Source organism: Streptomyces fructofermentans (assembly GCF_014651055.1).
Classification (GTDB): Bacteria; Actinomycetota; Actinomycetes; order Streptomycetales; family Streptomycetaceae; genus Streptomyces; species Streptomyces fructofermentans.
The window spans coordinates 1-12,842 of sequence record NZ_BMWD01000023.1 but is presented as its reverse complement, the minus strand read 5'-3'; the positions used below and the strand labels follow the sequence as shown (position 1 = coordinate 12,842).

The following is a 12,842-nucleotide window of genomic DNA, read 5'->3' as shown; positions in this document are numbered from 1 at the left end:
GGCCGCCTGCCCGTCACGGCCTGCGGAAGTGTTCCCGGACCCGTCCGGTCCGTCCGGTCCCTGTCATTCGGCTGCGGGCGGGTGCGGCACGAGTTCTCGGCAGCCGGGGCTACGCGCCCGTGCGCCGGTGACGCATGCGGTCGAGACGGGCCACCACCGGCCCCGCCGAGAGGCCGTGCAGCACGACCGAGGCCAGCACGGTGAAGGTCACCACCGCCCACAACTCCCGCTGCGGCACCGGGAAGTCGTGCTCTCCCAGCGCGTAGGCGAGGTAGTAGAGCGAGCCGAGCCCGCGGATGCCGTAGCCCGCGACCACCCAGCGTTCCCGGCCGCGCGGGCGACCGCCCAGCAGTCCCACCCAGCCGGTCAGGGGCCTGATCACCAGGAGCAGCGCCAGCGCGGTGAGGGCGCCCTGCCACGTCAGCGCGGCAAGGCCGCCCAGCGCGATGAAGGCCCCCAGCAGGAACAGCACCAACGCCGTGACCAGGCGCTCGATCTGTTCCACGAAGTCGTGGAGCACGTTGTGGAAGCCGTGGGCGCGCTCGGCGGAACGGATCGCGCACGCGGCGGTGAACACGGCGAGGAAGCCGTAGCCTCCGGCGAGTTCGGTGACTCCGTACGACAGGAAGGTGGCGCCCAGGGCGACGAAGCCCTCCCGGTGTTCGGACAGACGCAGTTCCGGATTGCGGGGCCTGAAGAAGAGCCAGCCCAGCAGGCGGCCGGTGAGCAGCCCGCTCAACACGCCGACGGCGCACTTGATCGCGACGTCCTTCACCGCCCAGGCGCCGACCCAGTCGGCCGACCAGCCGCTGCCCGCCGCAGCGGCGAGGGCCACCGCCGCGTAGGTGAGGGGAAAGGCCAGCCCGTCGTTGAGCCCCGCCTCGCTCGTGAGGGCGAAGCGCACCTCGTCCTCGTCGTGCTCGTCCTCGGTGGGCTCACCCACCCGCACCTCCGAGGCGAGCACGGGATCGGTGGGTGCGAGGACGGCGGCCAGCAGCAGGGCGACGGCCGGCGGCCAGTCCAGCAGCCACCAGGCCAGCAGAGCGGTACCGATGACGGTCAGCGGCATCGTCACGCCCAACAACCGCCAGGTCGTGGACCAGCGGTGCAGGCCGACGGGCCGGTTGAGGGCCAGCCCGGCCCCCATCAGCGCGATGATGACGCCGACCTCAGTGATGTGTTCCGTCAGGAGTCGGTCCTCGACGGGGTCGATCACGGGCAGTGGCAGCGGCAGCAGATAGACGCCGATGCCGCTCACCAGGAACACCAGCGGCAGGGAGAGCGGCCGTCCGGCCACCAGTCGCGGCAGCACGGCCGCGAGCAGCGCGCCCACGCCCAGGAACGCGAACACCGCGTCGGCCATCGTCACTGCGCTGCGCCCCGTCCTTCGTCACACTCGAATGGATCCGCCCGGGCCGGGCGGGGTCAGCCGCACGCAGCGTGGTCACGTCACCGTGCACACGGCCGGGCAGGCAACCGAGCGCAGAACCCGGCCGCCGGCCCGGCCGGGGCAGCCCTGTGAAACCACTCCTGAGTGCCCAGGCGTCAGCAGCCCACACACGCCAGAAGGGCGGCACTCGCCCGCTCGGCCCACGGCCCACCACAGTGATCCGCACCCCGGGGGCGCGCGATGTCTTCCGCACCGGTTCCCGAAGCGGGCGCCGAAAGGGGAGACGGCCGGGCTGTTGCGGGTACTCGGCCCATCGGGCGGGGACCGCCCTGAACGAACGACAGGGAGGCAACCGTGGACGGGATCGTGCTGCTCAAGGAAGACCACAAGACGGTGGAGAAGCTGTTCAAGCAGTTCGAGAAGGCCGGCGACAACGCCCGCGTCGAGAAGCGGAAGATCGCCGACCGGGTGATCGAAGAACTCACCACTCATACCTGGATCGAAGAGAAGATCTTCTATCCGGCCGCCCGGGAAGCCGCACCGAACGCCAAGGACCATGTCCTGGAAAGCGTCGAGGAACACCATGTCGTGCTCTGGATGCTCTCCGAGCTCAAGGAGCTCGACCCCTCCGACGAGCGCTTCGACGCCAAGATGACCGTCCTCATCGAGAACGTGCGCCATCACGTCGAGGAGGAGGAGAAGGAGTGGTTCCCCGACGTCCGCAAGGCCATGGGGCGCAACCGGCTCGTCGAACTCGGCGAGCAGATGGAGGCCGCCAAGGAGAAGGCTCCCGGCGACCCCCTCGCCGTCCCGAGCGCCGACCGGTGACATCATCCCGGGCTTCTGCGATGCGGACCCGTGCCTACGGGTGAGGTCGGACCCGCCAGCGGCGTCACACGGACATCATCACTGTCGGAGCAGTCCAGAGAAGGCGGGCGTCGGCCCTCCCGGATCGCCCCAGAATCAGGATCCCTCCGCTCCCGCAGCGCCGGGGTCGTCGGCGAAGTTCCGTGCGGGCGTGGCGTCAGGGCCCGCCCGAAGAGCGCTGGCGGTGCTCGTTCTCGCGCATCTCGTGGGTGTGGCGGCCGACGTCGCGGACGCGGTCCGCGAGGTCGGGGTGGGCGGGGCGCAGGTGCGGGCCCGTGTCGGCGAGCGGGCCCAGGAGTTGGGCCGGGTCGTTGTGCCCGAGCGCGGTGTGCAGGGCGGTGAGCGCGTCCGCCGCGGTGACGGGCAGGTCCGGCAGGGCGGTGATGGTCGCGGCGAGCTGGCGCAGGGCGGCGGCGTGGTCGTGGGCCCAGGACGTCACGGAGCGGTCCGCGGCACGCCGGCCCCGGGTGGCCTGCACGCGCTGTTCCTTGGTGGCGCCGGCTTCACCGGGGCGTACGCGCAGGTAGCGGCGTTCGGCGGCCTGACGGCTGGCGACGCCCAGGGGATGGGCGAGATCCGTCCAGCTGGCGCCCGCCCGGCGGGCGGTCTCGATCAGTTCGGGCTCCCAGGCGGCCAGGTGCTCGCGCACCTCGCGCAGGAGCAGCAGCGCCGCCAGGGCCTGTTCGGGCTCGTCGGGCGAGGTGTGGCCGGCTTCGCGTGCGGTGCGCATGGCCTGGGCCATGGCCCGCAGGGCGGCCGCCGCCTCGAAGGAGGCGGATGCCGGGCTCTGGTCGTGGCTCATCGGCTCTCCTTCAGGTCGGGGGCTCGGCCGGGGACTGGTGTCATCGGTTGGATGACGATGAAGTTGTCGTCGTTCGGATGACATGCTACAACGGAGTCAGGTGAAGCGCATTGGCAGTTACTGCCTGAACTCATCTGGAGGTGTTTACCGTGTTGATGCGCACCGACCCGTTCCGTGAACTCGACCGGCTGGCCCAGCATCTGGCGGGGCCGGGGACATGGTCCCGCCCGTCCGCGATGCCGATGGACGCCTACCGGGACGGTCATGAGTACGTCATCGCCTTCGACCTGCCGGGCATCGACCCCCAGGCGCTCGACATCGACGTCGAGCGGAACATGCTCACCGTGAAGGCGGAGCGGCGCCCGCTGCCGAGGTCCGAAAGCGCCCAGACGGAGCTGTCCGAACGCCCCCAGGGCGTCTTCTCCCGCCAGATCGTGCTGGCCGACACCCTGGACACCGAGCGCATCTCCGCGGACTACGAGGCGGGTGTGCTGACCCTGCGGATCCCGATCGCCGAACGGGCCAAGCCCCGCAAGATCAGCGTTCGCAGCGCCGGCGCGCACAAGGAGCTGGACGGCTGAACCCGTCGACCGGGCCCGGAGTGGATCCCGTCCGGGACACGCCCGGGCCCGGCCTCGCCGCACGACCCGTCCCCGCCGGGTCGGTCCCTCGCAGAAGAACGTTCACGCAAGGAAAGTCGTACGTCATGGCCCTTCTCCCTCCCCCCGCTCCCCCGGCCCCCACGGCGTCCGCCACCTTCGACCAGTTGGTGGAAAAGGTGCGCTACCACGGCGTCTACTCCACCCACCAGCAGGCGCACGACGTCGTCCGGCGGGTCCTGGAAGCCCTCGGCCGCCAGCTGACCGGTGACGAACGGGTGGAACTCGCCGCCCGTCTCCCCCGTGAAGCTGCCGTCTTCCTCGCCTCGCAGATCCCCACCGGCAGGCCCCTGACCGGCTGGGGCTTCGTGAAGGACCTCGCCGAGCGAACGGGCAGCACGTCGGCGACGACCCGGTGGGACACCGGATCGGTCCTCGGTGTCGTCGCCCGCCTCGCCGGCGACGACCTGACCACCCGGATCATCGAACAGCTCCCCGACGGCTACGCCCTGCTGTTCGGACGGGCGCAACTCCTCCGGGCCGCCTGACCGCGCGCTCGAAAGCGCACGCCGTCACCGGACAGCGAGCAGGCACCCCGCCCGCACCGTGCGCCCTGCCCGCACCGCGGGCGGGCAGGGCAGGGCGCACGCCGGCCGTCGATGCCACCGCCGTGACGGAGAGTCGCCGCGCTCCGGGTGCCCGGTGGGGCCTGAGAGACTGCAGGGATGGACATCGCCCGCAGGAACAATGTCGCCGTCACCGGCAATCCGCAGGGACGGACGGTGGTGCTGGCCCATGGTTTCGGCTGCGATCAGAACATGTGGCGCCTGACGCTGCCCGCCCTGGCCGAGGACTACCGGCTGGTGCTGTTCGACTACGTGGGGTGCGGCCGCTCGGACACCACCGCCTTCTCGGCAGAGCGCTACGCCACCCTGGAGGGCTACGCCCGGGACGTGGTCGAGGTGAGCGAGGCCCTCGACCTGCGCGACGCCGTGTTCGTGGGCCATTCCGTCAGCGCGATGATCGGCGTCCTGGCCGCCGCCATGGCCCCGGAACGGATCGGGGCGCATGTCATGATCGCGCCGTCGCCGCACTACCTCGACGACGACGACTACCGCGGCGGCTTCAGCGCCGACGACATCGACGAACTGCTCGCCTCGCTCGAGTCGAACTATCTGGGCTGGTCGGCGGCCATGGCCCCGGTGATCATGGGCAACGCGGACAGGCCGGAACTCGGCGAGGAGCTGACCGACAGTTTCTGCGCCACCGACCCGGACATGGCACGCGTCTTCGCCCGCACCACGTTCCTGTCCGACTCGCGCAAGGACCTGAGGAGTGTGACGGTGCCGACCCTGGTACTCGAGTGCACCCAGGACGTCATCGCACCCCGAGAGGTCGGAGCCTTCGTGCACGCCGCGATCCCCGGGTCGAGGCTGGTCACCCTGGACGCGACCGGTCACTGCCCGCACCTGTCCGCGCCCGACGCCACCAACACGGCCATACTGAACTTCCTGGCGGCCTTGTCATGATGTGCCGCACCGGCCAACAGCAGGAACCCCACGAGGCCGACGAGGCGGAGTCCTCGCGCGGGGCGTTCGCCGCCCTGCTGGAGGACAGCGCCGAGGAACTGTACGAGAACGCCCCGTGCGGCTACCTGTCCACCCTGATGGACGGCACCATCGCGAAGATCAACGCCACCTTGCTGGGCTGGCTCGGCCTGGACCGCGAGGCGGTGGTGGGCCGGATGCGGTTCACCGACCTGCTGACCGTGGGCGGCAGGCTGTACCACGAGACCCACTTCGCCCCGATGCTGCAGATGCAGGGGGAGATCAGCGGCATCGCCCTGGAGATCAAGCAGAGCGGCGGCGGCCGGATACCGGTGCTGGTCTCCTCCTCGGTCAAGCACGGCAGTACCGGCGAGCCCCTGCTGATCCGGACCACCGTCTTCGACGCCCGCCAGCGCCGCGCCTACGAGGAGGAACTCCTGCGCGGCCGCAAGGCCGCCGAGGAGGCGCGCAGGCAGTCGGAGGCCGACCGCGCCCGACTGCAGGACGCGCTGGCCGTCCTCCAGCAGTCACTGCTGCCCGACATCCTGCCGGTGCTTCCCGGGGTGGAGACGGCGGCCTCGTACCACACCGCGTCCCCCGATCGGCTCGGCGGCGACTTCTACGACGTCTTCCCCCTCGACGGCAAACGCTTCGGCTTCTTCCTCGGCGATGTGTGCGGCAAGGGGCCCCAGGCAGCCGCGGTCACCTCCCTGACCCGCTACACCCTGCGCACTGCCGCACTGCACGACCCCGACCCGGTCACCGCCCTCACCACCCTGAACAAGGTGCTCCACGAGCGCTACGCCGCCGGCAGCGGGGACCCGCGGTACTGCACCGTCGTCTTCGGCACGCTCGAGCCCGACCCCGACACCGGGCAGGTCGCCGTCCGCATCGCCTCGGGCGGCCACCCTCCGGCCATCGTCACGCGGGCCGACGGCACCGCCGACTTCCTGCCCACCCCCGGCGGCCTCCTCGTCGGCGTGCTGCCCTCCGCCCAGTTCACCGCGGCCACCACCACCCTGGCTCCCGGCGACACCCTCCTGCTCTACACCGACGGCATCACCGAGGCCCGCACCGGCCCGGACCGCACCAGCCTGTACGGGGACCAGGCCCTGCTGTCCTTCGCCTCCGACCATGCCGGCAAGCCCGCCTCCGCCCTGATCGAAGCCCTGACCGCACTGCTGCAGCGCTTCGGCGACGGCCTCGACGACGACACCGCCCTGCTCGCCCTCGGCGCCCCGACCGCCGGCCACCGGACGAGGAGCAGCCGATGAGCCCTCTGAAGATCACCACCGGGTACGCCGCCACCGGCCCCGTCCTGAAGGTTCTCGGCGAACTCGACTACGACAACGCCCCCGAACTGAGCGAACTGGTCCCCACGATCCCGCTCCGGCCGGGCCAGTGCCTCGTCCTCGACCTGGGCGGCATGGTCTTCTGCGACTCCAGCGGCCTCAGCGCCCTGATCGCAGCCCACCGCCACACCCAGGCCGCACGAGCGGACATCGCCCTCGCGGCCGTGCCCGCCCACACGCTGCGCATCCTGCGCATCGTCGGCCTCGACCAGATCTTCCCGATCCACCCGGACACCGCCTCCGCCACCGCTCCCTGAGCACGCGCCCTGCCGCCGGCGCACCAGCCGGCCCGGCGGGGCCGTGCGGGAGCCCCGGGCCGGAGCACGATCACACGGCGGCCGTGACGGCCGTCGCGATGGCGATGTCGGCGCGGGCGTGGACGACCAGGCGCGCACCGGGGACAGCGGCCTCGGCCACCAAGGCTCGACGGGCCGCGGCACTGGGGGTGGCCACCGACATCAGGACACCGAGCCGACTGCACAGCCGATGGGCGTGCAGCACCGCGCTGATCACGGTCTCGGCCGCGTCACCGCCGAGAATGATGACGACGGGCATCGGGCTGTGCACGTGGACGAGGTCACCGATGCGGGTGGCAAGGACGTCCCGGGCCCGGGGCCCCGACTCCTCCCCGCCCTCGTCCTCCAACGTCAGGACGAGCACGCCCCGCTCCAATGCGTACGTCAGCATGACTGCTCGAATCCCCCTCCGGTGGGCCGCACCGCAATTGCGCGTCCCCGAGTACCCGAGGCGCCTTGCACGATGCCTCGGCGACACCGGGTGCGCGGGTCGCCTCCAGGGCTCCCCTCCCCCGGGCAGCAACCACCGGACCGCCCGTCGCCGGACGGGCGCGGAGCAAAGAGGTGGCGTGGCGCCAACCCGGTGCACCGGCGGCGAACCGGAGGAACCGCCCGGCAGAGCTGCCGACGGGGTTCCCGACGCCTTGTGGCCCGCACCCGGCAGGTACGCGAAGGACCCGTGCGCACCATTGGCTGCCCGTGTGCCGTGAGGGACTCGGGAGGAGGGGTACCCGTGCGTCATGACCACCCCCGTTCTTCTCGCGGCCAGTGGCTCGTCGTCCCTCTTCCTGATGGTCGCCGGGCCGGTGCTGGTCCTCCTTCTGATCGGCGCGTTCTGGTACGGCAGCCGCCGCGCCGCCCGCCGCCGGGCCCCCCGGGCCCGTCCGACCGATCAGAATCCGCAGGCGGCAAGCCGGAGCGACTCCTGGCAGACCCCCGAGGACGGGGCCGGCGAACAGCTGGGGCGATGACCTCACGTCCGCACGCCCCCGCACCGACCACGGGCCAGGACCACCGTCGGCACTGCCCGCGGCCCCGGCGGACGAGCCGCTGCGCCCGCACTCCCCTGCCACGCTCCGCACTGCGGACATCCCTGCGGAGGCCACAGTGTCCGGTACAACCGTGAACCGCACAGGACTCCTTGCCCCCAGACTGCTCGTACTGCCCGGGGTCTACCAGCCGCAGGCCGACACCCGGCTGCTCGCCGACGCCCTGGCCGGGGAGGACCTCCACCCGACGACCGAGGTCCTGGACATCGGCACCGGCACGGGCGCCGTCGCACTCGGCGCGGCCAGACGCGGAGCCCAGGTCACCGCCGTGGACGTGTCCCGGCGGGCGGTGGCCACCACCCGCCTCAACGCCCTGCGCCACCACCTGCCCCTGACCGTCCTGCACGGCGACTTCACCACCCGCACGCGCGGGCGCCGCTTCGACCTCGTTCTCGCCAACCCTCCCTACGTCCCCTCCCCCCACACCCGGCTGCCCACGAACGGGCCGGCCCGCGCCTGGGACGCCGGCCCCGACGGACGACTCGTCATCGACCGGATCTGCGCGAGCGCCCCTGCCCTGCTGCGGCCCGGCGGCGTCCTGCTCATGGTGCACTCCGCGATGTGCGGGCCCGAGAACACCCTGAAACGTCTCGCGCAGGAAGGTCTGGCCGGAGAAACGACACTCGGCGCACGCGTGTCCTGGGGACCGGTGCTGCACTCGCGGCGCGCCTGGCTCCAGGAGCGAGGGCTCTCCGAAGCCGGCGAGGAGCAGGAGGAGTTGGTGGTCATCCGTGCCCGAGCACTCTGACCTCACGCCCGACGACCGTACGTCCGGCGACCGCATGCCCGACGGCATTTCGGCCGGCGGGGCGCGACGCGTGCGTCTCGACCCGACCGGGCCGGTCCTGGTCGAGGGGCCGGTGGAGATCGTCCTGGAAGACGGCACCCTCGCCCGCTCCGACCGGTTCATGGTCGCCGTCTGCACCTGCCGCCGCAGCCGGACCCTCCCCTGGTGCGACACCAGTCACCGGGCCCGCAGGAAACCGGCCCCGGCCGACGGCGCCGGACAGCCCCGTGCGGGGCACGGCGGCCGCGCGGGCAGATCCACGGCACAGGACGGGGACCCCCGATGAACACGCCCCGCCTCACTGCCCGCCCCGCCGTGGGCGCCCCTCTGGTCCTCGGACGGGGGGTGCTGTCCCGGGCCGTCGTGACGTCCCTGCGCAGCACCCTGCCCCCCGTCTGCGCACCGGAGGCGGTCCTGGCGGCCGATCCCTGGGGCGAGGACCTGCAGCTCGCCCTCCATCTGCTGTACGAACTCCACTACCGGGGCATCGAGGGCGTCGGGGACGAGCGGGAGTGGGATCCGGACCTGCTGCGGTTGCGCCGGAGCCTGGAACACCGGTTCCTGCATGCCCTGCGATCCGACCTGACCGACTCGCCCCGGACGGTGGAAGAAGCGTTCGCGCCGCTGCTCGTCGAACCCGTCGACCTGTCCGGCAGCCTCACTCACCAGCTCGAAACCACGGGAGAGCTCTGGCAGTTGCGCGAGTACGCCGCGCTGCGCTCGCTGTACCACCTCAAGGAGGCCGATCCGCACGCCTGGGTCATCCCGCGGCTGACCGGCCGGGCGAAGGCCGCGATGGTCGCCATCGAGTACGACGAGTTCGGTGCCGGCCGCGCCGACCGCATCCACGCGCGCCTGTTCGCCGACCTCATGAGCGACCTCGGCCTCGATCCCGACTACGGCCGCTACCTGGACCAGGCTCCCGCCCCGCTCCTGGCCACCGTCAACGTGATGTCCCTGTTCGGTCTGCACCGGGCGCTGCGCGGGGCGCTGGTGGGCCACTTCGCCTGTGTCGAGGTCACCTCCTCCCCCGGCTCCCGCCGTCTGGCCAAGGCCATGCGCCGGTGCGGTGCAGGACCGGCGGCGGAACACTTCTACGCCGAGCACGTGGAGGCCGACGCCGTCCACGAACAGGTCGTACGCCGCGACGTCATCGGTGGTCTCCTGGCCGACGAACCGGAGTTGGAGGCCGACATCGCCTTCGGCTGCGCCGCGACGCTGCTGCTGGAGGACCGGCTCGCCGCCCATCTGCAGAGCGCATGGCAGCAGGGGCGCTCCGCCCTGCGCACCCCCCTGCCGGAGTACTGACCTGCCCGGACGCCGCGAGGTGACCGGGCAGGGCCGAAGCGGAGCGAACGCCTGCCACGGCGGCCGGAGCGGCGCTCGCGGTCCGCGGCGTCAGCTGCCCGCGACCCGGGCCACGTCGGGGCCGGGCACGTCGCCCGCTGCGGGCGACGCCGGGCGGGTGGGGCGCCAGGGGTCGGCGGGCGGCGCCGCACCGCGCCGCCCGCGGGTCTCACCCACCGCGAGATCGACACACGCCAGCAGGTCCTCCCGGTCGGCAATGCTGCGCATGCGGTGGGCGGCGCTGCCCTCCGCCAACGCCCTCTCTGTCAGCGCCACCACCGTCCCCCAGTCCCCGACGGCCTCGAGCTGCGGGCGCACCCGCTGCAGCAGTGCGCCGACCACCTGTGGCGCGGGCGCCTCACGGTGGGTGTCCGGATCGATCAGGCCCTCCTCCAGGCCGGACCGGGCGGCACGCCACGACGCGGCCCGCAGCCACCCGTGGCGCCCTTGGCAGGCAGGAGCACCGCGGCGCGCCGCCAACTCCTGCCCCGCCCGCGTCACCAGGGCACGGAACAGTGCGGTGATGAGCACCACGGTCTCCACGCGCGGGCAGGCGTCGCAGATGCGCAGTTCCAGGGTCTGCTGGTGCGCCGAGGGCCGAACGTCGTAGTAGATCATCCCCGGGTCGCTGATGACGCCCGAGCCGATGAGTTCGCTGACCGCCACGTCGTACTCGGCCGCGTCCGCGAAACAGCCGGCGGGCCCGGCGGTGGGCCAGCGCTGCCACAGCATCGTGCGCCAGCTCGCGTACCCCGTGTCGACGCCCTGCCAGAACGGCGAACTCGCGGACAGCGCCAGCAGTACCGCGAGCCACGGAGCGACCTCGCACATGACCCGCACGGCCGTGTCGCGGTCGGGGACGTCCACATGGACCTGGGCCCCGCAGATCAGTTGCTCGTCGGCGATCGCACGGTACTCGTCCACCATGTGCCGGTAGCGGACGCCGGGGGTCGGCGGCACGGACGCGGAGGGGAGGGACAGCGGAACCGTCCCGGCGGCCACCACGGCCAGCCCGTGGTCGGCGGCGGCCGCATCCAGCCGCCGCCGGCTGCCGGTCAGGTCGGCGTGCAGGTCGTCCAGAGAAGCGTGCACAGCGCTGTTGCTCTCCACGACAGACTGCTTCAGCTCGCTGGTGAAGGCCTCGTCGGAGAGTTCCTCGAGCACCGTGCCGGCGCGCGGCACCAGCACCCCCGACTCCACCTCGACGATGTGGAACTCCTCCTCCACCCCGATACGGACGGCCACAGCGACTCCTAGGAACATGAGGGGCATCGCGGGGACCGACTCCCGGATCCTCGGCAGCACGCCGCGATGCCCTGGGCAGACCAAGTGCCCCGATGACCGGCGACGAAGCATCGCTCTCGACGGCGGGCGCATCGGGACAGCAGTCGTGCCTCTGATCCACGACAGGTCCCCCGCTCGCGGGGGTCGGCGCCGACGGCGGGCCACGACCGTTCGGGGTGCCGCTCAGCGGCCAGCGCCCCGCGCACCCACCGCCTCTTTCGGTGGCTGCGGTCAGTCTGTCCGAGAAGCCTTGCGTCCAAGGTGTCGGGGCACGAGCGCCCACATCACGCCGCAGACGATGAAGGTCGCTGCTGCGGCGACGAGTGCCTCGGGGGTGCCGTGCACGACGTCGACGACGAGCAGCACCGCAGAGGTGAGGGCGAATGCGAGGACGACCATACCGGCGCCTGCCAACCGGGAGGAGGCCTCGACGAGTTCCCGCTTCATGCCTTTGCGGAAGAGCTGGCGATGCAGGGCCGCAGGAGCGGTGAACAGGATCGTCGCCAGTACGGCCAGCAGGAGCGTGGTGACATAGATACCGCGCTGGAAGGAGTCGAGCGTCGCGAAGCGTGCCTGGAACGGAAGCGTCAGGAGGAAGGCGACCAGGATCTGGACGCCGGTCTGGATGACCCGCAGCTCCTGAAGCAGCTCGGCGAAATTCCGGTCGGCGCGTTCCGCTTCGGATTCGTCCCGCTGGGCCCGAAGCCGCTCGTCCTCGGACATGCCCTGCTGGTCAGACATACAGCACAAGTATCCCATTCCTTCCGTGCCCAATCGGAATCTGGACAAAGACCCGCCGGGACAGGGACGGCGCCAGGCGTCGTCGGGGAGGTCAGGTCGCGCCTGATCCCCTTGCCGAAGGGGCAGTCGGCGCCCGGGCACTGGCGGCGGGGGCGGGCATCCTGGAGTCTGACCGCACATGCCGGACGGTGGGCTCGTCCCGCAAGGGGTGCCGGCACGACGACGGAGGCCGCATTCGATGGAACGAGCCGACGACGACGCACGGAAGATCCGCAGGGACCGTACCGGATCCGGCTGCCCGGTCGGCCGCGGGGACAACGGCACGTGGCAGGTGAGCGGTTACCCGGCGGCGCGCGCCGTGCTGCGCAGCGCCGACACCGTGCAGGCGGGTCTGGGCATCGAGACCGTCGAGAAGCTGCCCGCCCGGATCCGGCGGCCCGTGCTGTACCGCGACGGGCCCGAGCACCGCGAACACCGCCGTCAGACCGCCCGGTACTTCACGCCCCGCCGTGTGGACGAGCACTACCGGGAACTGACCGAACGCGTCACGCGCAAGCACCTGGCCGCCCTGCGGACCGAGGGCGAGGCGTGGCTGGAGGACCTCACCTTCGGCGTCGCGATCGACGTGGCGTGCGGGGTGATCGGCCTGACCCGCAGCAGACCCGGCATCCAGGGCCGGCTGGAGCGTTTCTTCCCCGAGAAGTTCGGCAAGCCCGGGCTGACCCGATGCGCCCGGCGCAAGCCCCGTCCTTCAGGGCGGGGTAAGCCGGAACGGTCCGCA

The 12,842-nt window shown here is 72.0% G+C and carries 15 protein-coding genes and 1 pseudogene; 11 read left to right on the top strand and 5 right to left on the bottom strand.

Annotated features, from left to right (window positions below; translation table 11 throughout):
- Window positions 1-109: 109 nt before the first annotated feature.
- On the bottom strand, window positions 110-1,369 hold the full coding sequence (locus tag IE265_RS27260) for a cation:proton antiporter (RefSeq protein ID WP_190038352.1): 1,260 nt from the start codon (window positions 1,367-1,369) through the stop codon (window positions 110-112).
- Between the two features lie 375 nt (window positions 1,370-1,744).
- Between IE265_RS27260 and IE265_RS27255 the strand changes: the two genes are divergently transcribed.
- Window positions 1,745-2,218 (top strand): hemerythrin domain-containing protein, encoded by a 474-nt coding sequence (locus IE265_RS27255; protein ID WP_190038351.1) that lies wholly within the window; start codon window positions 1,745-1,747, stop codon window positions 2,216-2,218.
- Between the two features lie 196 nt (window positions 2,219-2,414).
- On the opposite strand, the gene IE265_RS27250 is transcribed toward IE265_RS27255, so the two are convergent.
- Complete coding sequence (locus IE265_RS27250) at window positions 2,415-3,059, bottom strand: type III effector protein (RefSeq protein WP_190038350.1); 645 nt, start codon at window positions 3,057-3,059, stop codon at window positions 2,415-2,417.
- Between the two features lie 149 nt (window positions 3,060-3,208).
- Between IE265_RS27250 and IE265_RS27245 the strand changes: the two genes are divergently transcribed.
- From IE265_RS27245 to IE265_RS27225, 5 genes are all read left to right on the top strand, one after another.
- On the top strand, window positions 3,209-3,640 hold the full coding sequence (locus IE265_RS27245) for an Hsp20/alpha crystallin family protein (RefSeq protein ID WP_190038349.1): 432 nt from the start codon (window positions 3,209-3,211) through the stop codon (window positions 3,638-3,640).
- 125 nt (window positions 3,641-3,765) lie between these two features.
- Entirely contained in the window at window positions 3,766-4,206 is a 441-nt protein-coding gene (locus tag IE265_RS27240; RefSeq protein ID WP_190038348.1) for a DUF2267 domain-containing protein, read from the top strand.
- Between the two features lie 177 nt (window positions 4,207-4,383).
- Entirely contained in the window at window positions 4,384-5,187 is an 804-nt protein-coding gene (locus IE265_RS27235) for an alpha/beta fold hydrolase (RefSeq protein WP_190038347.1), read from the top strand.
- Window positions 5,187-6,479 (top strand): PP2C family protein-serine/threonine phosphatase, encoded by a 1,293-nt coding sequence (locus IE265_RS27230; RefSeq protein ID WP_190038453.1) that lies wholly within the window; start codon window positions 5,187-5,189, stop codon window positions 6,477-6,479. Before IE265_RS27235 ends, IE265_RS27230 begins: the two co-directional genes overlap by 1 nt.
- Window positions 6,476-6,814: an STAS domain-containing protein gene (locus IE265_RS27225; protein WP_190038346.1), complete on the top strand. Its 339-nt coding sequence runs from the start codon at window positions 6,476-6,478 to the stop codon at window positions 6,812-6,814. The genes IE265_RS27230 and IE265_RS27225 overlap by 4 nt, the downstream gene beginning before the upstream one ends.
- Before the next feature lie 70 nt (window positions 6,815-6,884).
- Here IE265_RS27225 and IE265_RS27220 read toward each other — a convergent pair whose 3' ends face one another.
- Window positions 6,885-7,244, bottom strand: a complete 360-nt coding sequence (locus tag IE265_RS27220) for a hypothetical protein (protein WP_190038345.1) — start codon at window positions 7,242-7,244, stop codon at window positions 6,885-6,887.
- Window positions 7,245-7,593: 349 nt separating this feature from the next.
- Here IE265_RS27220 and IE265_RS27215 point away from each other — a divergent pair, with 349 nt between their 5' ends.
- The 4 genes from IE265_RS27215 to IE265_RS27200 all read left to right on the top strand — a co-directional run bounded on the left by IE265_RS27215 (window position 7,594) and on the right by IE265_RS27200 (window position 9,997).
- Window positions 7,594-7,824, top strand: coding sequence for a DUF6479 family protein (locus IE265_RS27215; protein WP_190038344.1), 231 nt, complete (start codon window positions 7,594-7,596; stop codon window positions 7,822-7,824).
- 151 nt (window positions 7,825-7,975) lie between these two features.
- Window positions 7,976-8,650 carry a HemK2/MTQ2 family protein methyltransferase gene (locus IE265_RS27210; RefSeq protein ID WP_190038343.1) on the top strand — a complete coding sequence of 225 codons (675 nt, stop codon included), beginning with the start codon at window positions 7,976-7,978 and terminating at the stop codon, window positions 8,648-8,650.
- Window positions 8,634-8,975, top strand: a complete 342-nt coding sequence (locus IE265_RS27205) for a CDGSH iron-sulfur domain-containing protein (protein WP_373303025.1) — start codon at window positions 8,634-8,636, stop codon at window positions 8,973-8,975. Before IE265_RS27210 ends, IE265_RS27205 begins: the two co-directional genes overlap by 17 nt.
- Window positions 8,972-9,997: an iron-containing redox enzyme family protein gene (locus tag IE265_RS27200; RefSeq protein ID WP_190038342.1), complete on the top strand. Its 1,026-nt coding sequence runs from the start codon at window positions 8,972-8,974 to the stop codon at window positions 9,995-9,997. The genes IE265_RS27205 and IE265_RS27200 overlap by 4 nt, the downstream gene beginning before the upstream one ends.
- A gap of 90 nt (window positions 9,998-10,087) precedes the next feature.
- On the opposite strand, the gene IE265_RS27195 is transcribed toward IE265_RS27200, so the two are convergent.
- Together IE265_RS27195 and IE265_RS27190 are read right to left on the bottom strand one after the other, a co-directional pair.
- On the bottom strand, window positions 10,088-11,281 hold the full coding sequence (locus IE265_RS27195) for a carboxylate-amine ligase (RefSeq protein ID WP_229916583.1): 1,194 nt from the start codon (window positions 11,279-11,281) through the stop codon (window positions 10,088-10,090).
- Window positions 11,282-11,551: 270 nt separating this feature from the next.
- Window positions 11,552-12,061 carry a DUF6328 family protein gene (locus IE265_RS27190; RefSeq protein WP_308434820.1) on the bottom strand — a complete coding sequence of 170 codons (510 nt, stop codon included), beginning with the start codon at window positions 12,059-12,061 and terminating at the stop codon, window positions 11,552-11,554.
- Window positions 12,062-12,299: 238 nt separating this feature from the next.
- Here IE265_RS27190 and IE265_RS27185 point away from each other — a divergent pair.
- Window positions 12,300-12,842: pseudogene (locus IE265_RS27185) on the top strand (hypothetical protein); the annotation flags it as partial.

Coding starts and splice junctions, on each gene's coding strand:
- IE265_RS27200 (WP_190038342.1), top strand. CDS start 8,972: ATGAACACGCCCCGCCTCACTGCCCGCCCCGCCGTGGGCGCCCCTCTG.
- IE265_RS27225 (WP_190038346.1), top strand. CDS start 6,476: ATGAGCCCTCTGAAGATCACCACCGGGTACGCCGCCACCGGCCCCGTC.
- IE265_RS27235 (WP_190038347.1), top strand. CDS start 4,384: ATGGACATCGCCCGCAGGAACAATGTCGCCGTCACCGGCAATCCGCAG.
- IE265_RS27215 (WP_190038344.1), top strand. CDS start 7,594: ATGACCACCCCCGTTCTTCTCGCGGCCAGTGGCTCGTCGTCCCTCTTC.
- IE265_RS27220 (WP_190038345.1), bottom strand. CDS start 7,244: ATGCTGACGTACGCATTGGAGCGGGGCGTGCTCGTCCTGACGTTGGAG.
- IE265_RS27230 (WP_190038453.1), top strand. CDS start 5,187: ATGTGCCGCACCGGCCAACAGCAGGAACCCCACGAGGCCGACGAGGCG.
- IE265_RS27190 (WP_308434820.1), bottom strand. CDS start 12,061: ATGTCTGACCAGCAGGGCATGTCCGAGGACGAGCGGCTTCGGGCCCAG.
- IE265_RS27240 (WP_190038348.1), top strand. CDS start 3,766: ATGGCCCTTCTCCCTCCCCCCGCTCCCCCGGCCCCCACGGCGTCCGCC.
- IE265_RS27250 (WP_190038350.1), bottom strand. CDS start 3,059: ATGAGCCACGACCAGAGCCCGGCATCCGCCTCCTTCGAGGCGGCGGCC.